Raw genomic sequence first — 25,318 nt, forward strand, 5'->3', positions numbered from 1 at the left:
TTCTGAGGATTGGGTTTTATGGGAGATTATAACTACAAGTTGGACGTTTTTGAAGGTCCCCTTGATCTGCTCTTGCATCTCATTGAAAAACATAAAATAGAAATTACCGATATTCCTATCGTTGAAATAACGAGTCAATACTTGGCATATTTAGACAATTGGAACCATTTTGATATTCATTATAGTAGTGAATTTCTTGTTATGGCATCTACCTTATTACAGATTAAATCACGCATGTTATTACCTAAGGCTGAACCTGAGCCTGATGAAGCAGAGGATCCACGTGATGAGTTGGTAGCAAAATTAGTAGAATTTAAGAAAATTAAGGATATTACATCTCTATTAATGGAGCGTACCGCTGTATCTGCGAATATATTTAGTCGTCCTGAAGAAACGAGTGTGCTTGGATTAGATAGTGTATATAATTTGGAACTTTCACAGTTATATCAAATTTTTTATCAAACTATAAAACGAGCTAAAGAGTTACCAGAAGAAGAGACGATTCGTGAGGTAAAGGTTGAAAAGGATACGTATAGTTTAGAGGACATGATTATATCCTTGTCTAGTCGTATACATCGTGGCGAATGTCTATATTTTAAGGAGTTATTATTAGCAATTGAAACGAAAAGTGGTATGGTAACCATCTTTATGGCTGTTTTAGAATTATTAAAACAACAAGTTATGGAAATGCGCTATGAAGATGATGATATTATATTCACTGCTACCTTGGAGAGGGCCGTGTAGAAAGGGGGCTATATGAGCTTACCAACAATGCATTTAGAAGCCGTTTTGTTTTCATCGGCAAAGCCTATATCGATAGATATGTTAGCAGAAGTGTTTGGGCTTTCCACAGAGGAGACACAAAAATATATAGAAGAATTACAATGTGAACTAGAAGAACAGAATCGAGGTATTCGAATACGTATATCTGGAGCCGGTGTTGAATTAGTAAGCGCTGTTGAATGTGCTGATTATGTTGGGCATATTCGTAAAAGAGAAGATAAATTATCTAATGCGGCTATGGAAACATTAGCTGTTATCGCCTATAAGCAGCCTATTACAAAGGCGGAAATCGAAGAGGTGCGCGGTGTAAATAGCGATAAAATTATAAAACAATTATTGACTCGATCTCTTATAGCTGAATTAGGTCATAAGGATACTGTAGGTAGACCGATTCTATATGGCACGACTGATGAATTTTTGAGAAGTGCTGGTGTAGAATCGATAGAAGCCTTACATCAAGAAGTTTCGGAAACAGAAGGGTAACATGGAACGATTACAAAAATATATTGCCAGTTGTGGTATTGCATCACGGCGTAAGGCAGAAGAACTAATTACAGAAGGTAAAGTACAGGTCAATGGTCGCAAGGTAACCGAATTAGGGGTCAAAATTAATCCACAAAAAGATAAGGTTAAGGTTAATGGCCAATTATTGGCTCAAGAGAAACCAGTATATTATTTGTTAAATAAGCCAAAGGGGGTCATTACATCTGTGTCTGACCCTCAAGGTCGAGAAACGGTTTTAGATTATATAAAAAATGAAACGAAACGAATTTACCCTATTGGTCGTCTCGATTTATATACAGAAGGTTTGTTACTGCTTACGAATGATGGAGAGTTGGCACAAAATCTAACGCACCCATCTAAAGGCGTGGAAAAGACTTATGAAGTTCGTATCAAAGGTCGTGTTCGCGATGATGATTTGCAAATTATTGCAAATGGTGTAGAGCTTGAAGATGGTATAACTGCACCTGCAACAATTGTAGATTTAGGTTTTGATGATCATAATGGTGTACATGAAGTAGAAATTACAATTCATGAAGGTCGTAATCGTCAAGTTCGTCGTATGTTTGAACACTTTGGCTATCGTATTCATAATTTAAAACGTATTGCGTATGCTGGTCTTACTTTAGGTGGTGTGAAACGAGGCGCTTCTCGTCAACTAACAATTCGTGAAGTAAAAGCGCTAAAAGCATTGGGGACAGATAAGGCATGAAGCAAATCATAGTCATTGGCGGTGGTGCGGCAGGTCTAATGGCAGCTGTTATAGCAGGCCGTGAAGGAGCACGCGTCATCTTATTGGAAAAAATGAATATGGTTGGCAAGAAGATGGGCATTACCGGTAAAGGTCGCTGTAATATTACGAATAGTGCAGATATGGCCGAATTTATAAAAAATACGCCTGGTAATGGTAAGTTCTTGTACGGTGCCTATGAACGCTTTAGTAATGAAGATCTTCTGGACCTATTGCATAGCTGGGGGTTAAAAACTAAAGTAGAACGTGGGGGACGAGTGTTTCCTGAATCCGATTCTGCATTAGAAGTACGCAATATCTTTATGAAAATCCTAAAAAAGTATAATGTTCAAGTTCATTTAAATGAACCTGTTACATCGATTACTGTACAGGAAAATCGTGTAGTTGGTGTTACAACGGATAAGGAACAATATGCTTGTGATGCTGCTATTATTTGTACTGGTGGTGCATCTTATCCATTGACAGGTTCTACTGGTGATGGTTACGTTTTAGCCGAAAAAGTGGGACATACTATTACTGATATTCGTCCATCCTTAGTCCCTATCGTTACAAACGAAACGTGGGTAAAGGAAATTATGGGGCTTAGTCTTCGTAATGTTGAGGTATCCGTAATTTCTAAAAGTAAGGTACAAGCTAAACAATTTGGGGAAATGATGTTTACTCATTTTGGTCTTACGGGGCCTACAATTTTATCATTAAGTCACACGGTAGGTAAGTTGCTTCGTAAGAAAAATCCTCAAATTACCATTGAAATTAATCTTAAGCCTGCTCTAACTGCAGAAGTATTGGATAATCGCTTGCAAAAGGATTTTGATTTATATTCTAAAAAACAATTGGCTAATGGGATGAGGGATTTACTACCTGTAAATCTTATTCCCATTGTTATAAAGCTTGCTGAGTTAAATCCGGCTAAACCAATTAATCAAATTACAAAGGAAGAGCGTTTGCGCTTATGTCATGTATTGCAACATATGACAGTAACTGTTAAGGAATTACGACCTGTAGCGGAAGCTATTGTTACAGCAGGTGGTATTTCATTAAAAGAATTTAATCCTAAAACTATGGAGTCTAAATTGATTGGTGGTTTATATGGTGCTGGTGAAGTACTAGACATAGATGCTTTTACAGGAGGCTATAATTTACAAGCTGCCTTTTCCACAGGCTATGTGGCGGCTATGCATGCCGTACACGGTGATGAAGAATAGAGGTTATTATGAACACTAAAAAAATTGCCATTGCTATTGATGGTCCTGCTGGGGCTGGTAAAAGTAGCATTTCTAAAGTAGTAGCCAATGAATTAGGGTATTTATATATCGATACAGGTTCCATGTATCGCGGTGTTACATGGGCAGTTCTTGATAGTCAAATCGATGTTAAGGATCAAGCTGCTGTAGAAGCTTTATTACCTTCTTTAAATTTGACTTTAGAGCCTACTGCAACAGCATGCAAGGTCTATATTAAAGGGAAAGATGTTACATCATTAATTCGCCAGCAGCAAATTAATGATAATGTATCGACTATAGCTTCTTATAAAGGGGTTCGACAATATTTGGTAGAACGCCAACAAGAGATGGCCGCCGTTGGTGGAGTTATATTAGATGGACGTGATATCGGTTCTGTCGTATTACCTAATGCAGAGCTAAAAATTTATTTAACCGCTTCTGTAGATGCACGTGCAAAACGTAGATGGTTAGAAGTACAAGGTACATCAAACGAGCAAACACTAGACGAAATTAAAAAGAATGTTGTTAGTCGTGATGAAATGGATAAAAATCGTGAAGAGTCTCCACTTGTATGCGTTGAAGATGCAGTGGTTGTAGACTCTAGTAATATGAATTTCGATGAAACTGTGGCATATATATTGAATTTAGTACAGGAGACAATCAATCATGAATAAATTTTCTACCTGGTTATGGCGTACCGCTTTTTGGCTTCGCTATAAGGTAGGGTATGGGTTGAAAGTATATGGTCGCGATAATTTTCCAATGGAAGGGCCTGTTATCGTGGTGCCTAATCATTTAAGTAATAACGATCCCCCTATCTGTGGCTATGCTTTGCCTAGACATGTACACTTTATGGCTAAACAAGAATTATTTGTGAATCCCATTTCACGTTTTTTTTGTACATGGCTTGGTGCATTTCCGTTAAATCGCGGTGCTATTGATAAAGTTGCTATTCGTCATGCCATGGGACTACTTAAAGACAATAAGGTTTTAGGCATATTTGCAGAAGGAAATCGTCAAAAAAGTGGTAAACTTGGTAAATTCCATGATGGTGCAGCATCAATTGCTCTTAGAACAGCTGTTAGCATAGTGCCTGTTGCTATCATTGGCTCTCACAATATGGAACGTAATAAAGTGGCTTGTATTATTGGTAAACCGATTCCAGTTGAAAAAGCTAAAGCGACTCCAGAAGCGATTCAAAAAGTAAATGATAGTGTTAAAAGTGAAATCCAACGAATGATAGATTCTTATCATAACAATTGTATAGAGGAGACTTTATGGAAATAATTTTGGCTGAAAACCATGGTTTTTGCTATGGTGTAAAACGGGCTGTTGAAATGGCAAATGAAGCCGCAAATAACGATGGTAAAAGCTATACATTAGGTCCTATTATTCATAATCCTCAAGTTGTAGGTCGTCTTGAAGACAAAGGGGTAAGCCCTGTTCAAGAAGTGTCTGATATCGCTGAAGGCACAATGATTATTCGCTCTCATGGTGTAGGACCTGCTATTTACGAAGAGGCAGAAGAAAAAGGATTACATGTTGTGGATGCCACATGTCCACATGTAAAAAAAGCACAGCAAGATGCAAAGTCTGTTATAGATGAAGGTATGACTTTGGTGATTTTGGGAGAAAAAAACCATCCTGAGGTCAAAAGCATTAATTTATGGGCAAATAACGAAGGAATAATCATCGAAGATGAAGAATCCGCCCAAAAACTACAAGTTGTGGAAAAAATGGGCGTTGTTGTACAAACAACCTTTTCACAATTCAAATTTAACAGTATAATAGACATATTAGAGAAAAAATCTAAGAATCTTAAGGTTTTCAAAACGATATGCAATGCAACGCAAGAACGACAGAATTCTGCCGTTGATTTAGCACGTAATGTAGATCTTATGATAGTGATAGGCGGTAAGAACAGCGGCAATACAAACCGATTGGCAGAGGTTTGTCGTGACGTTGGATGTACAACGTATCACATTGAAACTTCTACTGAATTACAACTGGAATGGTTTAACCGAGTACAGACGGTAGGAGTAACAGCAGGAGCATCGACTCCCGACTGGATTATTAAGGAGGTCATTGAGACAATGAAAGATTTTGCAGAATTATTAGCAGCCGAAGGTCAAGAAGAATTTAAGAAAGGGAACGTTGTAGAAGGTACAGTAGTTCAAGTCGAAGATGAACGAGCTTATGTATCTTTTGGCTACAAAACTGAAGCCATTTTGAACAGAACTGAAATTTCTTATCCAGCACCAGAATCTGCCAAAGATGTGTTAAAAAATGGTGATGAAATTAAAGCAGTTATCATGAATCACATCAAAGAAGATAATCCTATTTATCTTTCCATGACTCGCTTGGCTAAAGATGAAGATTGGCAATATGTTATCGAAGCACAAGAAAAAGATGAAGCTATCGTATGTAAAGGTATTGATGCTATCCCAGCAGGTTTAGTAGTAACAGTTAAATCCCTTCGTGGTTTCATTCCATTGTCCCAAGGTGATGTTCATTTCGTGAAATCCTTGGACAACTTGGTTGGTACAGAATTTGAAGCTAAAGTACTTGAAATCGATGAAAAGAAAAACCGTTTGGTTCTTTCTCGTCGTGCAGTATTGGAAGTGGAACGTCAAGCTAAATTAGCTGAAGCATTGAAAAATATCAACGTTGGCGAAAACTATAAAGGTATCGTTCGTAAAATCATGCCTTATGGTGCATTCGTAGATATCGGCGGTATTGAAGGTTTACTTCACATTTCCGATATTTCTTGGCAAAAAATCAAAAAAGTGGAAGATGTTCTTTCCGTTGGCCAAGAAATCGAAGTTAAATTACAATCTTTCGACGCTGAAAGCAATAAATTATCCTTGTCCTTAAAAGCTTTATCTAAGAGCCCATGGGACGTTGCTGAAGAAACATTGCATGTTGGCGATGTTATTAACGGCAAAGTTGTTCGTTTAGTAGCTTACGGTGCATTCGTAGCTGTTAATGACGACATCCAAGGTTTACTTCACATTTCCCAAATTACAAAACAACGTAATGCGAAAGTTGAAGATTACTTGAACCGTGGTCAAGAAGTTGAAGTTAAAATCATTTCTCTTAACAAAGATGAAAAGAAATTGGGTTTGGCTTTGACTGAGTTGATGGAATCAAAAGAAACTGCAGAAGACGCTGAATAATTCATTGTCTAATAAAAGGCTAGCCAAGGTTTCCTTGGTTAGCCTTTTTGCGTACTTTACTTAGAATATGATAAAATATAGTAATGTATTAGATTAGATAATGAGGTGAAACTATGGCAAAACCATTAGTGGCTGTTGTAGGCCGTCCAAATGTAGGTAAATCTACACTTTTTAATGCCATTGTTAATAAACGTATCTCTATCGTTGAAGATATTCCGGGGGTAACAAGGGACCGTATTTACTTCGATGCAGAGTGGTTAAATCGTGAGTTTACAATGATCGATACTGGTGGTATCGAGTTCATTACTGAAAATAGTCATGTTATTCCTAAGATGATGCGATTACAAGCTGAATTAGCTATTGAAGAAGCGGATGTAATTTTATTTGTCGTCGATGGTAAACAAGGTATTGTACCTGCTGATGAAGAAGTTGCAAATATTCTTAGAGCTAGTGGAAAACCTATTGTACTCGTAGTTAATAAGATTGATAGTGTAAATCAAGAGCCGAATATTTATGAATTCTACAATCTTGGTTTGGGAGACCCCATTGGCATTTCCGCTAAAAATCTTATGAATTTAGGTGATTTGCTGGATGATACTGTTAAACATTTTCCACCAGTTGGCACTAATGTAGATGATGAAGATACTATTCATGTTGCCGTTATTGGTCGTCCAAATGTAGGTAAATCTTCTTTGACTAATGCATTATTAGGACAAGATCGTGTAATAGTATCTGATGTAGCAGGTACTACTCGAGACTCCATTGATACGTATTGGACTCATGAGGGCCAAAAATTTGTACTTATTGATACGGCGGGAATGCGTCGTAAGTCTAAAATCGAAGAAGCCGTTGAACGATATAGTATTGTCCGATCTTTGCGATCAGTAGATCGTGCTGATATTGTAGTTCTTGTACTAGATGCTCAAGATGGTGTTACAGAACAAGATAAAAAAATTGCAGGTTATGCTTACGAAGCGGGTAAAGGCGTAGTCATTGTTGTGAATAAATGGGATCTTGTTGAAAAAGATGACAAAACAACATTGCGATTTACTGAAGATATTTATGATGAATTAGGTTTTTTACAGTTTGCACCTATCCTGTTTGCTTCTGCTTTAACTAAGCAACGTATTCACCGTTTAGCTGATATGTTGAAGTTTGTATCTGAACAACAATACCGCCGTGTATCTACTGGGACGTTAAATCAATTATTACAAGATGCACAAACCGTAAATCCTGTACCATCTCGCAATGGTAGAATTCCAAAAATCTATTATATGACTCAAGCTAGTGTTAAGCCGCCTACATTTATTTTATTTGTAAATGAACCAGAGCTAATTCACTTCTCTTATATGCGTTTCTTAGAGAATCGATTGCGTGAGTCCTTTGGTTTTGAAGGAACTCCGATTCGTTTAGTATTACGTGGCAAGAAACGGGATGATGAAGACTAATGGATATTATGATTATTGTATATGCTGTATTATCATATCTTATCGGATCAATTCCTAGTGGATTAATTATAGGTAAGCTTTTCTTTAATACAGACGTACGACAATATGGCTCTAAAAATATTGGCGCTACTAATACATATCGAGTTATCGGACTTAAAGCAGCCTTACCTGTATTTTTATGTGATGCTTTAAAAGGGGCAGCAGGAGTTGTGCTACTCTCACCTTATGGGCCTATGTTTATGATCTTAGGTGGTATTCTTGGGATGATGGGACATAACTGGTCTGTTTTCCTGGGGTTTAAGGGTGGTCGTGGTGTTGCCACGGGTTTAGGTGTTCTTGTTGCACTTTCTCCAATAGTAGCATTGATTTGCTTTTTGGTATGGGGTGTTATCGTATACTTCACTAAACTTGTATCTTTAGGCTCTATCATTGCCGCTGCATTAGTACCAGTACTGATGTATTTTACTGGAGAATCCTTCTGGTTTGTTGGCTTTGGCGGGTTAGCAGCTTTGTTTGTCATTGTACGTCACTGGGATAATATTAAGCGTCTACTTGCTGGAAACGAGTTAAAAGTAGAGCGTATTAAAAAGGATTAAAGAATGAATGTTGTTGTTATCGGCTCTGGTAGTTGGGGGACGGCCCTTGCTATTAAATCCGTTTTAGCTAGAAATACTACAACTATATATTGTCGTCGTCCAGAATTTGCGGATAAACTTGCAAAAGACTTAGAGAATAAAGACTATTTACCAGGTGTAAAACTTCCAGAAGAATTACAATATAGTTCTGATTTAGAGGCTTGTATTAGTAATGCTGAAGTGGTATTAATGGTTACTCCTTCTGTACATGTACGTACCAGTTTAGAGGCTATTAAACCGTATGCTCATAAAAATCAAGCCTATATTCTATGTTCAAAAGGTGTAGAACGAAGCAGTGGGAAACTTTTGACGACTGTGATGAAAGAGGTTTTTGCTACCATAGGGTGTAATTTAGCGGTTTTGTCTGGACCTAATCATGCAGAAGAGATTGGGCGTAATTTGCCTGCTGCCTCTGTGTTGAGTACAGAGAATCTAGAAGTGGCTACAACATTGCAAAAGGCATTATGTAGTCAAAACTTTAGAATTTATGCAAATACTGATATGATTGGTGTTGAACTAGCAGGAGCCACGAAAAACATCATTGCCCTTGCAGCGGGTATTGCAGATGGTTTAGCTTTAGGGGATAATTGTAAGGCTTTACTATTAACACGTGGTCTTCATGAGATGACTCGCTTTGGGGTGGCCTTAGGGGCCCAAAAAGAAACTTATGCTGGTCTTGCTGGTATGGGGGATTTGATTGCTACTTGTATGAGCCCACATGGTCGTAATCGTGCGGCTGGTCAAAAACTAGCCGAGGGTAAGACGATGGATTTTATTGTTAATCATACTAATATGGTTGTAGAAGGATTTTTCGCAACAGAAATTATTTATAAAATGGCTTGTAAACATCAAATTGAAATGCCTATAACAAAGGCTTTATATGAGGTTTTATATGAAAAAAAATCTCCATCCATAGCATTAGCTGAGTTGATGGGGCGTGATATTAAAATTGAAGTATCATAAATAAAAGATACTTTTAATTTGGTTATTTATATACTATAATTAATGAGTATAATCTTGTGAGGGTTGTATGCGAATTATTGGCGGAACTGCTAAGGGACATGTCATAAAAGCACCTAAAGGGTTAGATACTAGACCTACACTTGATCGTGTTCGTGAAAGTGTATTTAATGTATTAGCAAATAGAGGTATATTTGGTTCTGATGTACTAGATATATTTTCTGGCACTGGTGCAGTAGCAATTGAAGCCTTAAGTCGTGGTGCAGCACATGCAGTAGCAGTGGACTTTAAAACGGGAAAACTAATTTTAGAGAATGCTAAACATTGTCGTGTGGATGATCGGTTAGAAATTATTCCGAGGAAACTTTCACAATTAAAAAATTATATGGTAGGGCGACAGTTCGATTATATATTTTCTGACCCGCCATATGAAAATGGATTTATACAAGATACCATAGATTTGGTTGTAAACTATGATTTGTTAAAACCTGAAGGTGTTTTATTATTAGAACATCATAAGGATGAGGTTTTTACCTTACCAGAATTATGGGAATGTATAAAAGAACAGAAATTTGGTTATACGGTAGTTTCCTATTTTGTAAAGACAGCCGAAAGGAGCTAAACCTGTGCGTATAGGTGTATGTCCGGGTAGTTTTGACCCAGTTACTAATGGACATGTTGATATTTTTGAACGGGGCAGCCGATTGGTTGATAAATTAATCATTGCTGTCAGCTCAAATCCGAATAAAAATTCCTTATTTTCTATGGAAGAACGGGTTGAGATGATTCGAAATTCTGTCAAACATATTCCTAATGTTGAAATTGATTGTACAGGTGGCTTGCTCAATGAGTATGTTAAATCCAAGAATGCTACTATTATTATTCGAGGATTACGTGCATTGAGCGACTTTGAATATGAATTTCAGCGCGCATTATTTGCAAAATATTTGGATGATGACATTGAAACAGTATTTATTATGACAAATAACAAATACTCTTTTGTCAGCTCCACGGGTATTCGTGAACTAGCTAAATTTGGTGGTAAGCTAGATGGTCTTGTTCCGGATGATGTTAAGGAAAAACTTGAAGAACGCTTTAATACGGTCCATAATAAATAGGGGTGAATTGTATGAAAACAGAAAAATTATTAGAAGATTTAGAGGTTCTTATTGAATCTAGCAGCCGTATTCCTATGACTACAAAACGTATGGTTGAGGAAGACGAAATTATGCGTATTATTGATTCTATTCAGGAATCCTTACCTTTGGAACTTGAAGAATCTCGTCGTATTGTAGCAGATAAAGATAAAGTGTTAGCTGATGCTCAACGTCAGGCTGAAACTTTGATCGATCAAGCTAAAGACTACATTGCTAAATTGACAGCTGAAAGTGAACTTGTAAAACAAGCTCAAGAACAAGCTAATCAAATTATTAATGCAGCAAATCAATCCTCTGATGAGCTGAAAGCTAGCTCTATTCAATATGCTGGTGATGTTCTTAAATATGTTGAAAACAACTTGGAGAAAACATTGGAAAGCTTGCGTCAAAATCGTGAAAGTTTGAAACAAACTGAACAACGTACAGAAGAAAACCAATAGTTTAAACAAAGGCTAGATATCATATTATATCTAGCCTCTTTTTATATTTTAATTCCATAGAAAACTTAAGATAAGTAATATCAAATTTCAGATCAATATGTAAAAAATAATGTGAGCAAAATAATAAGCCAAAAATAAAAGCGAAGGGATACCTTCGCTTTTATCATTCTCTATAGTTTTCTGGTTTTTTAGGCTCCACAATCATAGTTTGATGGGTATTAAAAATAACAAATCCCAAAGGAGATCCAGGTGGCTTTTTGATATTTTTAATGTATGTATAATCTACCGGGACCTTACTAGTATCACGAGCTTTACTAAAGTAGGCTGCATATTGTGCTACTTTAGATAAAATCATATCGTCTGGCTCAATATTGAGTCTCAAAATAAGGTGGGAACCTTGGATATCTTGTGTATGGAACCAAATGTCAGTTGGCTTTGCAAATCGGTGTGTTAAATATTCGTTTTGCTGATTGTTACGACCGATGAATATTTCACCTTCATCAATTGTTAAGTGAATGTAGTTAGATTTACCTAGTTTGTAAGATAATGGTTTTTTTGATTTTTTTATAATGCCTGCATCCATACATTCTTTGCGTATTTCTTCTAAGCTTTCACGAGTAGTGGCTAAGGAGATACTGTATAGAATAGATTGTAAGTATGCTAGTTTTGTGGTACTTGCATTGAGTTGGTACTCGCCGCTAACCATACGATTTTTTAGTTTTGTATAAAGCTTATAGTACCATTGTGCATTTTCCACAATTGTTAAGTTTGGCTTTAAAGGAATAGTTAAGATTTCATTTTCTTCGGAAAGAAGATTTTGCAATTCAATAGACGGTTCGTATTGCACTTGAAGGTGTGCATTTATCATTAAAAGATCACCATATAATTTATAGGTTTCCATTTTCTTAGTATCTTCTAATTCATCTTTAATCTTTTGATGGCGACCTTCTTCCTTTTTGATGGCTGCTATTAAGATTTTTTCTAACTCTTTATCAGCTGTATGAATTGCTTTTGTGTTATGAATGGATTCTTCTAAGGCTTCAGAAATAGTGTTGTATTCTTTTAATACCTTATAGTTATGTAATAAAATGCTTGCGTAAGCCTTTTTATTGTTATCGTTGATTAAAGTAAATAAACCATTGCTATTTTCAAGCTTTTCTTTGAGGTGATACAAAGATTTAGTAAACATATCTAATTGGAAAGTATCTAAATCTGTTATGATTTCTTCACCATTCAGCTTGGAAATATATAAAACTTCATCCAATAAAGGCTTGCCAAAGCCGTTAAAGATAGATCGAATAGATTGCTGTACGGAACCATTACCAAAAGAGGTGAGTAGATTTTTGATTTCATCACAATCAAAGTCCATTAAGCTTACGCGATTAGCATTTGGCGGTAGTTCATATCGTAATTTAGGACTAATAGAACGTTCACGGTTCATAAGTGGAGAGACGTGAATTAAAGATTCTAAAATAACATCGTCTTGTACAAAAATACAGTTGGAATATTTGCCCATTAATTCAACATAAATGTAGGTACTCGTAATGGAACCATCCATTTCCAATTTATCCGTTTGGATGCACATGATTCGGTCGCCATTGATTTGTTCCACCTTTACAATGCGGCTACCTTCAATATGCTTTCGTAAGAACATACAAAGTGAGCTTGGTTCTTTTGGTAAATCTTGCAGTGGTTGACTAAGATACATTGCTGGTGTAGCACCTACGGTAATGATCAAGTTTTGGTCTTCGTTGAGTGCTCGAATTTTAAATAATAATGTAGTTTTATCTATTTGATATAGTTTTTGTATTTGACCTGTTTGTAATCGCTCGTTTATTTCTTTAGCGAGTACAGACATGGTAAGTCCGTCTAAATTCATAGTACTCCTTTCAAATATATTTAGAAGTATAGTTTAGTATACCATAGTGTACATATAATTCTTAGTATTTAAACACGGATTGTGTAATTCGTGGTACAATAATAAAAACTACTAAGGAGGATGACTTATGAAAAGTATGACCGGTTTTGGTTCGGGCACAGCAACCAAAGATGGTATTACCTGTACTGTAGAAATTAAGTCCGTAAATGCACGCTTCTTGGATTTATTTATTCGTAGTCCAAAACAAATGAATCCTTTTGAAAGTATTATTCGTAGAATGATACAAGATCGTATTACTCGTGGTAAGGTTGAGGTATCTGTTTCTATTCAAGATGCAGGAGAGCGACCTAAAACTTTCACCATTAATAGTGTATTGAGAAAACAAATACAAGAGTTATTGGTACAAGAGGAGTTCTATGATGACCCCAAAAAAGTACCATTACAAGCTGTGAATTCGATTTCTAACGAATGGATTCAACAACAAGATACACCAATTGCTGAAGAGGTACTTTCAGATATTGTAAAAGAAGCAACTACTCAAGCATTAGATGCTTTAATAGCAATGCGAACTGCGGAAGGTCAACATATCAATCAGGATTTATTAGAACGTATCGGAACACTTGAATATATAATTACTAAAATAGACACTAATAAAGCTGGTGCTGTAGAAGCATATCGGGAGCATATAAAAACTAAGATTCAGGAATATTTAATTTCTTTAGAAGCGAGTATTAGTGAAGATCGTTTTATACAAGAAATTGCTCTATTAGCTGATAAGACGGATATTACGGAAGAGATTGTCCGATTTACCTCTCATGTGGTACAATTAAAAAATACACTTGCAGATACAAATTCAATCGGTCGTAAGATTGATTTTATTTTGCAAGAAATGAATCGTGAGGTAAATACAATCGGCTCCAAAGCAATGGATTCGATTATTACTGAGTTTGTGGTTCAACTTAAATGTGAGTTAGAGAAAATTAGAGAACAAGTACAGAATGTAGAGTAATAGGAGGTCTATGAATGAGTATTCAATTACTGAATATAGGCTTTGGTAATATGGTATCTGCTAACCGTGTTATGGCTATTATTAGTCCTGAATCCGCCCCTATAAAGCGGATGGTTCAAGATGCTAGAGATAAGGGATTGCTCATTGATGCCACATATGGTCGTAAGACACGTGCTGTATTAGTTATGGATAGTGGTCAAATTGTATTATCTGCAATTCAACCTGAAACCGTAGCACATCGACTTGTGCAACATGATGTGGATGTAGATACAGTGGAATCATAGGAGTGCATATGTCAGACAGAGGATTATTAATCGTTATATCCGGGCCATCTGGCGCAGGTAAAGGTACGATTTGTGCGAATATTCGTAAAGAAATGCCTAATTTAGTTTATTCCGTTTCTATGACAACCCGTGCTCCACGTGTGGGTGAAAGGGAAGGAATTAACTATTTCTTCCGCTCTAAAGAGGAATTTGAGTCTTTGCTTAGTGAAGACGCATTCTTAGAATATGCTAAGGTATATGATAATTACTATGGTACTCCAAAACAGCATGTAATGGATTTATTAGATGATGGGAAAAGTGTACTATTAGAAATCGATATTCAAGGCGCTATGCAGGTTAAGGAACGTTTTAGCGATGCTGTATTTATTTACATTGTACCGCCGTCACTATCGGAGTTATCTGAACGTTTACATAATCGTGGCACAGATGCTAAAGAAGTCATTGATAAACGATTGTCATTGGCTTGTTCAGAATTAGCCTTAGCTCATCGTTATGACTATATCGTCGTAAATGATGATTTAGCAGAGGCTTCTTTAAAGGTTGCCTCTATCTTGCGAGCTGAGTCTTGTAAGATTAGTCGTAATAAAGAGCAAATTCAATATATTTATAAACAATATCAAGAGTCTAAGGAGAAGTGATAGTATGATGGTAAAACCTCCATTAAAAAAATTGGAAAGCCAAGTAGATAGCAAATATACATTGGTGACTTTAGCGGCTAAACGCGCTCGCGAATTAACAGATGGTGAACCTTGCTTAGCAGAATCTACACATGCGACTGACAAGCCTGTATCTTTGGCATTTTATGAAATTGCTGAAGGTGAAGTGACATATAAACGCACTAAAGAAGGCATTAAATAAAAAATCAATTCCTTGTATCAATGATACAAGGAATTTTTAAAAGGAGAAGAACATGCGCGGAAAACATATCATTGTCGCAGTATCTGCAGGTATTGCAGCGTATAAGGCAATTGAAGTGGTAAGCAGACTTCGTAAAAAAGGGGCTGAAGTAAAGGTTGTAATGACACAAAATGCAACGCATATTGCGTCACCTTTAACGTTTGGTGAAATTAGTGGACATCCTGTAGCTTTAGACATGTTTGAACAAGTTCATCAGTGGGATGTAGAACATATTGCACTGGCCACTTGGGCAGATGCATATGTAGTTGTGCCTGCAACAGCAAATGTGATCGGAAAAATTTATGCAGGCATTGCTGATGATATGTTAACTACAACAATTATGGCCACCACAGCACCTAAGTACCTTTGTCCTGCTATGAATACAGAAATGTATAATAATCTTATTACTCAACGCAATTTAGAAGGATTACGTTCTTTGGGCTACCATATTATGGACCCTGCAGAAGGTTGGTTAGCTTGTGGCATCACTGGTGTAGGACGTTTACCGGAGCCCGAAGCAATTGTGGATTGGCTAGAAGCTAAAATGTGCAGCACCAATGAGCTTGAAGGTACTACTATACTTGTTACAGCTGGCGGAACACAGGAGAGTATTGATCCTGTTCGGTATATTGGAAATCGTTCTAGCGGTAAGATGGGGTATGCCATTGCAGAACAGGCTGCACGCATGGGGGCTAAGGTGATATTAGTAAGTGCTCCCACATCCTTGCCTATACCAAATGGCGTAGACTTTATTTCTGTAGATTCCGCGGTATCTATGCAGGAGGCTGTTGAAGCTCGTTATAATGATGTTAATGTAGTTATTATGGCTGCCGCTGTTTCTGACTTTAGAGTCCTTCATAAAGCAGAGCAAAAAATAAAAAAAATGGAGTCTATGACCATAGAACTTGTAAAAAATCCAGATATTCTACAAGGGTTGGGCTCTAAAAAAAGTCATCAAATTCTTGTTGGTTTTGCGGCAGAAACAGAACATGTAATCAAGTATGGTCATGATAAAGTGGCTAAAAAAAATCTAGATATGCTTGTAGCCAATGATGTAAGCAAATCGAATGCAGGTTTTAATGTAGATACGAATGAAGGCTATTTTTTATATCCTGATAAAGAGCCTAAAGAAATGCCTAATATGAAAAAATCTGACCTTGCTCGACATATCCTTAGAGAAGTTATTGATTTAGTAGCAAACAGAGCTGATATAAATTAATTCTTGTGTGTGTTGTTTTAAAAAGGGTGTGTTTTTCTTACATGTTTGCTATACAAAAAGCATATTTAGACGGCTCATTAGGAAAAGGAAAATGGAGTAATAATATTATCGCCGGATTGGTCGTAGGGGTTGTGGCTCTGCCTTTAGCAATGGCCTTTGCTATTGCTAGTGGAGTTACACCGCAAGCGGGCATTTATACGGCAATCATTGCAGGTATATTTGTATCCTTGTTTGGTGGCTCCCCTGTTCAGATTGCGGGCCCTACAGGGGCATTTATCGTTCTATTGAGCAGTATCGTTGTCAATTATGGCTTTGAAGGTTTACAAATTGCGACCATGATGGCAGGAGTTATTCTGGTTTTAATGAGTGTTGCAAAGTTAGGGACAGTCATTCGGTTTATACCCACACCTGTTATTATGGGTTTTACAGCGGGTATTGGTGTTACAATTTGGGTGGGGCAATGGCCATATTTCTTTGGATTTCCACCGTTGCCTTATATGGCTCATTTCCATGAAAAATTATGGGCTATGATTCAGTCCTTACCATACTCTGACTTACCTACATTGGGGATTGCGATCTTAAGCTTAAGTCTACTGTTAGTTTTACCTAGAATCCCATATATTAATAAAGTTCCAGCTCCCATTGTAGCTATGATTGTTGCTACGGTTATTCAAGCCATCTACCAATTTCCTACGGTTTTAACCATTGGTAGTGCATTTGGTGGCATACCTCAAGGTTTGCCAGAATTTTCTGTACCAAAATTGAGTTTTGATAAAATCTTATCCTTAATCGGGCCGGCTTTTACAATTGCCATGCTAGGCGCTATTGAATCCTTATTGTCTGCAGTTGTTGCTGATGGTATGAGTGGAACCAAGCATGAATCTAATACTGAATTATTTGGACAAGGATTAGCTAATATATTTGCGCCATTGTTTGGTGGAATTGCATCAACCGGTGCTATTGCGCGAACTGCCACAAATATTCGTCAAGGTGGTAATTCTCCGGTGGCAGGTATTGTTCATGCCATTACATTAGGTGCCATTCTTTTATTTTTAGCCCCATATGCAGTGTATATTCCGTTGGCATCTATGGCAGCCATATTATTTGTAGTAGCCTACAATATGAGTGATGTACCACGTTTTATACGAATGCTTGTTCTCGCACCTCGTCCAGATCAAATAATATTATTGCTTACCTTTTTCCTGACTATTTTTACGGATTTAGTAGTAGCTGTAAATGTAGGTGTAGTACTTGCAGTGTTGCAGTTTATGCGTAAAATGGTTAATACAATTGATGTGCATGAAGCAAGTAGTGCCGAATTATCAGCTCAGATTAGGCATGAGATTACAATCCATCCAGAAATAATGGTATACACTGTAGATGGCCCATTATTCTTTGGCGCTATAAGTGCATTTGATAGAGCGTTAAACTCTATACATAAAGATCCTAAATATTTAATCATTCGTTTTGTAAAAGTACCATTTGTAGATTTAACGGGTTTACGTATTTTACGAGGTATTATTGAAGAACTTCAAAAAAGAGGCATAGAAGTTTTGCTTAGTGATGTGAGTTACGATATACGTAGAGAGATGTATAAATCTGATTTCTTGGATATTCTGGGCCGTCATCATATGTATCGTCAGTTTGAAAGTGCCCTTCATAAGGCCGAACATGATTTAGCTTTAAAAGAGGCAAGAGAGGTATAATAATGACTTGCTTTCTCACTGTAAATACACTATAATATTTTTGTAACTCATCAAGAGTAGTGGAGGGATAGGCCCTGTGAAGCTACAGCAACCATTCCAAGCGGAAAAGGTGCTAATTCCTATGACAAATGTCGTTAGATGGGAGGGTCTCTCATGAGTGCATGAGAGACTTTTTTTCGTATTAGGAGGATAAAATGGCTGAAAAACATATGTTTTTTACTTCTGAATCTGTTACTGAAGGCCATCCAGATAAAATAGCTGACCAAATTTCTGATGCTGTTTTGGATGCGATTATTGAAAAGGATCCAACTGCTCGTGTGGCTTGTGAAACTTTAGTTACTACTGGTTTAGTTCATGTAGTAGGTGAAATTTCTACTCATACATATGTTGATATTCCTCGCATCGTACGTGATACAATTCGTGAAATTGGTTATACTCGTGCAAAATTTGGTTTTGATTGTGATACTTGTGGTGTACTTGTATCCATCGATGAACAATCTGCGGATATCGCCATGGGCGTTGATGAAGCACTTGAATCAAAAGATGGCAATGGTGAAGTGCTTGATAAAATCGGTGCTGGTGACCAAGGTATGATGTTTGGCTATGCATCTAATGAAACACCTGAACTCATGCCTTTGCCAATTTCCTTGGCACATCGTTTATCTCGTCGACTTACAGAAGTTCGTAAGGATGGGACTTTAACTTACTTACGTCCAGACGGTAAAACTCAAGTTACTGTAGAATATGTTGATGGTAAACCTAAGCGCATTGATACAATTGTTATTTCTACGCAACATAGCCCTGAAGTGACCCAAGAACAAATTAAAGCCGATTTGAAGCGTTATGTAATTGACGCAGCGTTGCCTGCTGAATTCGTTGATGAAAATACTAAATACTTCATCAATCCAACTGGTCGTTTCGTAATTGGAGGCCCTCATGGTGATGCTGGTTTAACTGGCCGTAAAATTATTGTAGATACATACGGTGGTATGGCCCGTCATGGTGGCGGTGCATTTTCTGGTAAGGATCCATCCAAAGTGGACCGTTCTGCAGCATACGCAGCACGTTATGTAGCTAAAAATGTTGTAGCAGCAGGTCTTGCTGATAAATGTGAAGTGCAAGTTGCTTATGCAATTGGGGTTGCTCATCCTGTATCTATTTTAGTTGATACTTTTGGTACAGGTCGCATAGAGGAAACAAAAATTCAAGAGCTTGTTAAAAAACATTTCGACCTTCGTCCAGCAGGAATCATTGAAATGCTTGATTTGTTAAAGCCTCATTATCGCAAAACTGCAGCGTATGGTCACTTTGGTAGAACTGATGTGGATTTACCTTGGGAACGTACAGATAAAGCACAAATTCTAAAAGAAGAAGCTGGCTTATAATACAAAAGGTCTTGGTAGAATTTCTACTGAGACCTTTTATAATAAACGAAAGGAAATAATGTATGCGCGTAGCACAAGTTATAATTAACAGACCAGCCAAACAACTTCATAAACCTTTGAGCTATTTAATGCCTGAAAAGTTTGGTAATGTTTTACCTGGTACGCGCGTACTCATTCCTTTAGGACATAGTCGTGAAGAAGGCATTCTTATTGGTTACGACGAGTTAGTTGAGCCACCAGAGTTCACTTTACGAAATATTGTGCAAGTATTAGATAGTGAACCTTGGTTTACACCGGAAATGATGGATACGGCCCGTCGTCTAAATGAGTATTATTTATTCTCTTATGGCGATGCATTGCGATTGTTTACAGTGAATAAGACATTAAAATCTTACGAGGCACCAAAGGAAGAATGGTTAGTAGTTATGCCAGAATTTTCGGTGGCACAATTTAGTGAACGGAAAAAGAAACAACGAGAATTAGCAAAATACTTACTTGAAGTGGGCGGAGCATCTAAGGCATTACTGCTAGCTAAAGGCTATTCTCGTATGGTCATTAAACAAGTGAGTGAAGCTAAAGGTATTGTCGTTGAAGCTCGTTTTAAAGCCACAAAAACAACATTTGATGAGCTTTTAACAGAAGAAGTTAATATTCCTCTTACTGAAGCTCAACAAGCTGTATATGGACCAATACAAGCTGCAATGAATAGCCATGAACATAAAACCTTTTTACTTCATGGTGTCACTGGTAGTGGTAAGACTCAATTATATTTACGTGCTACAGCAAAATGTATTAGTCAGGATAAGACGGCTATTATTTTAGTACCTGAAATTATATTGACTGATCAAATTGTGAGACGATTTGTAGAAACTTTTGGTGACGAAGTCGTAGTATTTCATAGTAAATTGACGGTACAACAACGGAACAATAATTGGGAGCGTTTGCGCCGTAAGGATAGTCACATTATTATTGGCGCTCGTTCTGCCGTATTTGCGCCAGCTGAGGATATCGGCCTTATTGTGGTCGATGAAGAACATGATCCATCTTATAAACAAGAGGATATGGTTCGGTATCATGCACGTAACGTGGCATTGTGGCGTGCTGAGGCACATGGTTGTCCCGTTATTTTAGGTTCTGCTACACCATCTGTTACTTCGTATTATAAAGCTAAGCAAGGGGAGTATCATTTACTAGAGTTGCCAAATCGCATTTTTGAGCAACCTATGCCGAAGGTTACTATAGTAGATATGAAGGAAGAAATTCTTCATGGAAATTACTCCGTTTTTTCTGATGCCATGAGTCGCTTAATTCAACATACATTGGATGAGCATAATCAAATGATTATTCTGTTAAATAGACGCGGTTATAGTACTTTTGTTATGTGCCGGGATTGTGGGGAAACTATTATGTGTCCTCATTGTGATGTAGCTATGGTTTATCACCAAGCTGGTGAAGAATTGCGTTGTCATTATTGTGAACATCATGAACCAATTCCAACTGTTTGTCCCAAATGTAATAGTAAGAGGATTAAGTTTTTTGGTTCAGGCACACAAAAGGTAGAGGAAGAGTTACGTCGTCACTTTAAATCGGCCCGCATTGCTCGTCTTGATCAAGATGTGACAAAAAAAAAGCAATTAGCAGAAGATATTTTACATGACTTTGGGGCTCATAAATATGATATTTTGTTGGGAACACAAATGGTATCTAAAGGTCATGACTTTAAAGATGTAACAGCTGTTGGTATTTTAACAGCCGATTCAGTTTTGAATATTCCTGTTTATACAGCTTCAGAACGAACTTTTGATTTACTTACTCAAACCTCTGGACGTGCCGGTAGGGGTGAAAAACCGGGTAGCGTTGTAATACAAACATATAATCCTTTAAATTATGCTATAATAAAGAGTAAGGCTCATGATTATATAGGCTTTTACAATGAAGAAATTAAAAATCGTAAAGCTTTAGGATATCCTCCATTTCGCGAAATGATTCATATGGTAGTGCGTCATCAAGATATGAAAATATTAGAGTCTATAGCAAATCGTATTGTCGATGACTTGGAGTCTTATAAAGGAAATCAGGATATTTTGATTAATGGTCCTTATGAAGCGCCTATAAAAAAAGTGCGCGATATGTATCGTTTAGCTATTATGATTCGCGGTACAGATTTAACAAATTTGAAAGAATATATATATAACTCATGGATTTTCACGCAAGAAGGACTGCTGATTGACGTGGATCCCGTGTAGTGTAGGAGTATCAATGGCTGTTTTAGATGTTGTGAAAGCAGGTCATCCCGTTTTAAAACAAGTGGCGGAACCTGTAGAACATGTTAATAAAAAACTTAGAGTCCTTATCGATGATATGGCTGAAACTATGTATAAGACTGAAGGAGTTGGTCTTGCAGCACCTCAAGTGGCTGTAGCTAAACGTATTATCGTTGTAGATGACCAATCTGGTAGTGGTCTTATTGCGCTAATTAACCCTGAAATCACTCATGCTGAAGGTTCTCAAGTTGGACCTGAAGGATGCTTAAGTGTGCCAGGATATTTCGGAGATGTGGAACGATTTAATAAAGTCACCGTTAAAGGTATTGATCCACATAATAAGAAGGTAACTATAAAAGCTGAAGGTTTTTTGGCGCGTATTTTCCAACATGAAATTGATCACTTGGAAGGTCATTTGTTTATTGAAAAAGCAACTAACTTACGATTAATTACTGATCATCCAGAGGAGAAAGAAATTGTCTGATAATAAACAATTACGCATCGTTTTTATGGGGACACCAGACTTTTCTGTGCCTACCTTAGAGGCTTTGATTCAAGCTGGTCATTCTATTGTCGGTGTGTATTGCCAGCCTGATAAACAAAAAGGGCGTGGTAAACAAGTTCAAATGCCCCCTGTAAAAGTAGCTGCTTTAGAGCATGACTTGCCTGTATATCAACCAGTCACTTTGCGTGATGAACAAGTGAGAGCCGAATTAGAAGCATTACAACCAGATGTAGTGATTGTTATTGCGTATGGTAAAATTTTACCTCCTTGGCTTATTCGATTGCCGCAATATGGTTGTATTAATGTTCATGCCTCTATTTTACCTAGTTATAGAGGCGCTGCGCCAATTCACTATGCAATTCTTAATGGAGACTCTAAAACGGGTGTTACCATAATGCATATGGATGATGGACTTGATACAGGTGATATCATCGACATTGTGGAGACAGATATTTTACCCGGTGAAACGACAGGACAGTTATTTGAACGTATAGCTGTACTGGGGGGTGAAACTATAGTACCTGTATTAACTCGTTGGGTTAATGGAGAAATTGTGGCTACACCACAAGATGATACAATGGCTACACATACTACTAAGATTACAAAGGAAATGGGGCAGATCGACTGGTCTAAGCCGGCTAATGAAATTGCAAACCTTATTAGAGGACTTAATCCAGCACCTGGATGTTATACATATCTCGATGGAAAACGTTTAAAAGTATGGTCTGGAGAAGTGGTTCCCAGTGATACGACTCACTGTTTGATAGATATTCATGGAAAACATGTACCAATTGCTATATCAGCCACAACTGTGCCTGGTACAATCGTATCTAAAATAGCCGGTTTAGGTGTATTTTGTGGTGATGGAAATATAATTCTATTAACAGAAGTCCAACCAGAAAATAAAAAACACATTTCTGCAATTGATTTTATAAATGGTCATCAAATAAAGGAAGGTATCGTTTTTGGGGACTCAATATAAGCAGTACGAAACGTATCCGTTATACTTGATTTTATCAACTATTACATGTGCTTTGCTCACAGCAGTACTAGCCTTTCTAATGTATATATTAGAACCAGGACTTTTACAATTGCATCCATTTGCATCAATTATAAGTAGTGTAGTTATATCTATACTTATTGCTATTATATGGATTTTGTGCTTATCTTTAATTGTTGCTAGCACAGGTATTATACGGTTACATCCTATTGTTTTAAGACTAGCCAATCAGTTTATTTATAGATTATTTCCATTAACTTTGGCGATTGGTAAGGTGAGAGGGGTTACTAAGGATCAACTCCGCCAGTCTATGATTGATTTAATCAATCATTTAGTAATGTTAGATATGTATACGGTAGATCCAGAACGTATATTATTATTAACTCCTCACTGTTTACAAGAAAGTTCGTGTGTTCATAAGGTTACACATGATGTATATAATTGTAAGCAGTGTGGGCGATGCCAGGTTGGTAATTTGTTGCAAGTGGCTAAGGACTATGGTTGTCAATTTATAGTTGTCACTGGAGGCACCTTAGCACGGATGAAGGTAAAGGAAGCACGCCCAAAAGCTATTGTAGCAATAGCTTGCGAACGAGATTTAGCAAGTGGAATGGCTGATGTATTTCCCATTCCAGTTATTGGGGTATTAAATGAACGTCCTAATGGGCCATGTTGTAATACAACAGTCGATTCTGAACGTGTTCGAGCAGTAGTAGAACAATTGATTGGTAGGAATAGTAATGATAGAGGTAAAGACTAATCAACAACAAAATATTCGATTGCTCGCTGTAAAAGCATTGAGTGAAATTAATCGCAATGGTGCTTATGCAAATATAAAGTTGCAAGAGTATTTACAGAAATATCATCTATCCGATTTAGATCGAAGATTCTTTACTGAACTTGTGTATGGAGTCATTCGTAGAAAAAATTACTTGGATGCTATTATTGTTTTCTTTGCAAAGCGCCCCTTAAAGAAACTATCTTCTATGGTTGTGGAAATTCTTAGACTTGGTATTTATCAAATTATCTATATGGATAAGGTTCCTGAAAGTGCGGCTGTTAACGAATCTGTTAAACTCGCCAAAAAGCTAACTAGAGGTTTATCTGGTTTTGTAAATGCTGTTTTACGTTCGGTTTTACGTGAAAGTGATAGCATTTCTATCGGTGAACTAGCTAAGTCCGAAGCTGAAGAAATTTCCTTTATCTACAATCAACCATTATGGCTTGTCAACTTATGGATAAAAGAAATGGGAAAAGATAAGACCGTAGATCTTTGTGCTTGGTTTAATGAACAACCTCGTTTGACGGCTCGCATAAATACAGTGAAAGTATCTATTGAGGATTGTTTAAAAGAATTAGAAGATTTAGATTGGATTGTAGAACAGGATACATATATTCCTGAAGTAGTTTATATTGATGGACATCAAGGTCATTTAGAAAAAGCCAAACCTGTTTTAGATGGTCATATTATTTTTATGGATAAAGCATCTATGTTAGTAGCCCATGTGGTGGATCCTCAACCAGGAGAGCGTATCTTAGACTGTTGTGCTGCACCAGGTGGCAAGTCTATGCATATGGCAAGTCTTATGAACAATACAGGAGCTATTATGAGTTGTGATATTTACGACCATAAATTAGAACTGATTAATCAAAATGCTGAGCGATTAGGTGTATCTATTATTTCTACTAAGCTTCAAGATGGTCGTTATCTACCTGATAATTGGAAAGAACAATTTGATCGCGTCTTAGTTGATGCTCCTTGTTCTGGTCTAGGTATATTACAAAAGAAATTAGATATGCGTTGGCGTAAAACAGAGTCTTTACTTATTGAGTTGCCGTCGTTACAGCTTGAAATATTAGAAAAAGCTTCTGAAATGGTTAAGGTTAATGGATATTTAGTATATTCCACATGTACTATGAATAGTGGTGAAAATGAAGCTGTTCTAAATAAATTCTTGGCAATTCATAAGAACTTTATCATCGATCCTGTATCATATAAAGGGGCACCACAAGCTATAGATGGTATGATTACAACCTATCCACCGCGAGATCATATGGATGGTTTCTTTATGGCTCGCATGAAACGCTTATCATAA

At 37.0% G+C, this 25,318-nt stretch carries 26 protein-coding genes and 1 riboswitch; of the genes, 25 read left to right on the forward strand and 1 reads right to left on the reverse strand.

Going from position 1 to position 25,318, the window contains the following annotated elements; all coding sequences use genetic code 11:
* Nucleotides 1–18 precede the first annotated feature (18 nt).
* The 13 genes from KHY58_RS00495 to KHY58_RS00555 all read left to right on the forward strand — a co-directional run bounded on the left by KHY58_RS00495 (nt 19) and on the right by KHY58_RS00555 (nt 11,074).
* Complete coding sequence (locus tag KHY58_RS00495) at nt 19–744, forward strand: segregation and condensation protein A (RefSeq protein WP_278471489.1); 726 nt, start codon at nt 19–21, stop codon at nt 742–744.
* A 12-nt stretch (nt 745–756) separates the two neighbouring features.
* Nucleotides 757–1,266 carry an SMC-Scp complex subunit ScpB gene (gene scpB, locus KHY58_RS00500; RefSeq protein ID WP_012864293.1) on the forward strand — a complete coding sequence of 170 codons (510 nt, stop codon included), beginning with the start codon at nt 757–759 and terminating at the stop codon, nt 1,264–1,266.
* 1 nt (nt 1,267) lies between these two features.
* On the forward strand, nt 1,268–1,996 hold the full coding sequence (locus KHY58_RS00505) for a pseudouridine synthase (RefSeq protein ID WP_004697430.1): 729 nt from the start codon (nt 1,268–1,270) through the stop codon (nt 1,994–1,996).
* Entirely contained in the window at nt 1,993–3,240 is a 1,248-nt protein-coding gene (locus tag KHY58_RS00510; RefSeq protein WP_278471492.1) for an NAD(P)/FAD-dependent oxidoreductase, read from the forward strand. Before KHY58_RS00505 ends, KHY58_RS00510 begins: the two co-directional genes overlap by 4 nt.
* Before the next feature lie 8 nt (nt 3,241–3,248).
* Nucleotides 3,249–3,932, forward strand: coding sequence for a (d)CMP kinase (gene cmk / locus KHY58_RS00515; protein ID WP_004693214.1), 684 nt, complete (start codon nt 3,249–3,251; stop codon nt 3,930–3,932).
* Complete coding sequence (locus KHY58_RS00520; protein WP_004697382.1) at nt 3,925–4,545, forward strand: lysophospholipid acyltransferase family protein; 621 nt, start codon at nt 3,925–3,927, stop codon at nt 4,543–4,545. Before cmk ends, KHY58_RS00520 begins: the two co-directional genes overlap by 8 nt.
* The gene (locus KHY58_RS00525) at nt 4,536–6,434 is read left to right on the forward strand and encodes a bifunctional 4-hydroxy-3-methylbut-2-enyl diphosphate reductase/30S ribosomal protein S1 (protein WP_004693217.1); all 1,899 of its coding nucleotides are present in this window, start codon (nt 4,536–4,538) and stop codon (nt 6,432–6,434) included. Before KHY58_RS00520 ends, KHY58_RS00525 begins: the two co-directional genes overlap by 10 nt.
* A 113-nt stretch (nt 6,435–6,547) precedes the next feature.
* Nucleotides 6,548–7,882, forward strand: coding sequence for a ribosome biogenesis GTPase Der (der, locus tag KHY58_RS00530; RefSeq protein ID WP_101928232.1), 1,335 nt, complete (start codon nt 6,548–6,550; stop codon nt 7,880–7,882).
* Complete coding sequence (gene plsY, locus KHY58_RS00535) at nt 7,882–8,478, forward strand: glycerol-3-phosphate 1-O-acyltransferase PlsY (RefSeq protein WP_101928233.1); 597 nt, start codon at nt 7,882–7,884, stop codon at nt 8,476–8,478. The genes der and plsY overlap by 1 nt, the downstream gene beginning before the upstream one ends.
* A 3-nt stretch (nt 8,479–8,481) precedes the next feature.
* Entirely contained in the window at nt 8,482–9,480 is a 999-nt protein-coding gene (locus KHY58_RS00540) for an NAD(P)H-dependent glycerol-3-phosphate dehydrogenase (RefSeq protein WP_278471497.1), read from the forward strand.
* A gap of 67 nt (nt 9,481–9,547) precedes the next feature.
* Nucleotides 9,548–10,099 carry a 16S rRNA (guanine(966)-N(2))-methyltransferase RsmD gene (gene rsmD, locus KHY58_RS00545; RefSeq protein ID WP_278471499.1) on the forward strand — a complete coding sequence of 184 codons (552 nt, stop codon included), beginning with the start codon at nt 9,548–9,550 and terminating at the stop codon, nt 10,097–10,099.
* Between the two features lie 4 nt (nt 10,100–10,103).
* Nucleotides 10,104–10,595, forward strand: a complete 492-nt coding sequence (gene coaD / locus KHY58_RS00550; protein ID WP_004693226.1) for a pantetheine-phosphate adenylyltransferase — start codon at nt 10,104–10,106, stop codon at nt 10,593–10,595.
* An 11-nt stretch (nt 10,596–10,606) separates the two neighbouring features.
* Nucleotides 10,607–11,074: a hypothetical protein gene (locus tag KHY58_RS00555; RefSeq protein ID WP_004693228.1), complete on the forward strand. Its 468-nt coding sequence runs from the start codon at nt 10,607–10,609 to the stop codon at nt 11,072–11,074.
* Nucleotides 11,075–11,237: 163 nt separating this feature from the next.
* Here KHY58_RS00555 and KHY58_RS00560 read toward each other — a convergent pair whose 3' ends face one another.
* Nucleotides 11,238–12,953, reverse strand: coding sequence for an Rqc2 family fibronectin-binding protein (locus tag KHY58_RS00560; RefSeq protein WP_278471501.1), 1,716 nt, complete (start codon nt 12,951–12,953; stop codon nt 11,238–11,240).
* A 127-nt stretch (nt 12,954–13,080) separates the two neighbouring features.
* Here KHY58_RS00560 and KHY58_RS00565 point away from each other — a divergent pair, with 127 nt between their 5' ends.
* From KHY58_RS00565 to rsmB, 12 genes are all read left to right on the forward strand, one after another.
* Entirely contained in the window at nt 13,081–13,962 is an 882-nt protein-coding gene (locus KHY58_RS00565; protein ID WP_278471504.1) for a YicC/YloC family endoribonuclease, read from the forward strand.
* Nucleotides 13,963–13,976: 14 nt separating this feature from the next.
* Nucleotides 13,977–14,246 carry an extracellular matrix/biofilm regulator RemA gene (remA, locus tag KHY58_RS00570; protein ID WP_004695657.1) on the forward strand — a complete coding sequence of 90 codons (270 nt, stop codon included), beginning with the start codon at nt 13,977–13,979 and terminating at the stop codon, nt 14,244–14,246.
* An 8-nt stretch (nt 14,247–14,254) separates the two neighbouring features.
* Entirely contained in the window at nt 14,255–14,884 is a 630-nt protein-coding gene (gene gmk, locus KHY58_RS00575) for a guanylate kinase (RefSeq protein WP_101928236.1), read from the forward strand.
* A 4-nt stretch (nt 14,885–14,888) separates the two neighbouring features.
* Nucleotides 14,889–15,104, forward strand: a complete 216-nt coding sequence (gene rpoZ, locus KHY58_RS00580) for a DNA-directed RNA polymerase subunit omega (RefSeq protein WP_004695660.1) — start codon at nt 14,889–14,891, stop codon at nt 15,102–15,104.
* Nucleotides 15,105–15,156: 52 nt separating this feature from the next.
* Nucleotides 15,157–16,362 carry a bifunctional phosphopantothenoylcysteine decarboxylase/phosphopantothenate--cysteine ligase CoaBC gene (gene coaBC, locus KHY58_RS00585; protein WP_278471509.1) on the forward strand — a complete coding sequence of 402 codons (1,206 nt, stop codon included), beginning with the start codon at nt 15,157–15,159 and terminating at the stop codon, nt 16,360–16,362.
* Nucleotides 16,363–16,403: 41 nt separating this feature from the next.
* Nucleotides 16,404–18,068: a SulP family inorganic anion transporter gene (locus KHY58_RS00590; RefSeq protein WP_060919763.1), complete on the forward strand. Its 1,665-nt coding sequence runs from the start codon at nt 16,404–16,406 to the stop codon at nt 18,066–18,068.
* Nucleotides 18,069–18,112: 44 nt separating this feature from the next.
* Nucleotides 18,113–18,213, forward strand: a riboswitch (SAM riboswitch).
* Between the two features lie 49 nt (nt 18,214–18,262).
* Nucleotides 18,263–19,453, forward strand: a complete 1,191-nt coding sequence (metK, locus tag KHY58_RS00595) for a methionine adenosyltransferase (RefSeq protein ID WP_004695665.1) — start codon at nt 18,263–18,265, stop codon at nt 19,451–19,453.
* A 62-nt stretch (nt 19,454–19,515) separates the two neighbouring features.
* Nucleotides 19,516–21,699 (forward strand): replication restart helicase PriA, encoded by a 2,184-nt coding sequence (gene priA / locus KHY58_RS00600; RefSeq protein WP_278471512.1) that lies wholly within the window; start codon nt 19,516–19,518, stop codon nt 21,697–21,699.
* 13 nt (nt 21,700–21,712) lie between these two features.
* Nucleotides 21,713–22,201: a peptide deformylase gene (def, locus tag KHY58_RS00605; RefSeq protein ID WP_012864309.1), complete on the forward strand. Its 489-nt coding sequence runs from the start codon at nt 21,713–21,715 to the stop codon at nt 22,199–22,201.
* Nucleotides 22,194–23,204 (forward strand): methionyl-tRNA formyltransferase, encoded by a 1,011-nt coding sequence (gene fmt / locus KHY58_RS00610; protein ID WP_278471514.1) that lies wholly within the window; start codon nt 22,194–22,196, stop codon nt 23,202–23,204. The genes def and fmt overlap by 8 nt, the downstream gene beginning before the upstream one ends.
* Nucleotides 23,188–23,982: a DUF116 domain-containing protein gene (locus KHY58_RS00615; protein WP_278471517.1), complete on the forward strand. Its 795-nt coding sequence runs from the start codon at nt 23,188–23,190 to the stop codon at nt 23,980–23,982. Before fmt ends, KHY58_RS00615 begins: the two co-directional genes overlap by 17 nt.
* Nucleotides 23,963–25,318 (forward strand): 16S rRNA (cytosine(967)-C(5))-methyltransferase RsmB, encoded by a 1,356-nt coding sequence (gene rsmB, locus KHY58_RS00620; RefSeq protein WP_278471519.1) that lies wholly within the window; start codon nt 23,963–23,965, stop codon nt 25,316–25,318. The genes KHY58_RS00615 and rsmB overlap by 20 nt, the downstream gene beginning before the upstream one ends.

This window comes from Veillonella parvula, assembly GCF_018366295.1.
Taxonomy (GTDB): Bacteria; Bacillota; Negativicutes; order Veillonellales; family Veillonellaceae; genus Veillonella; species Veillonella parvula_P.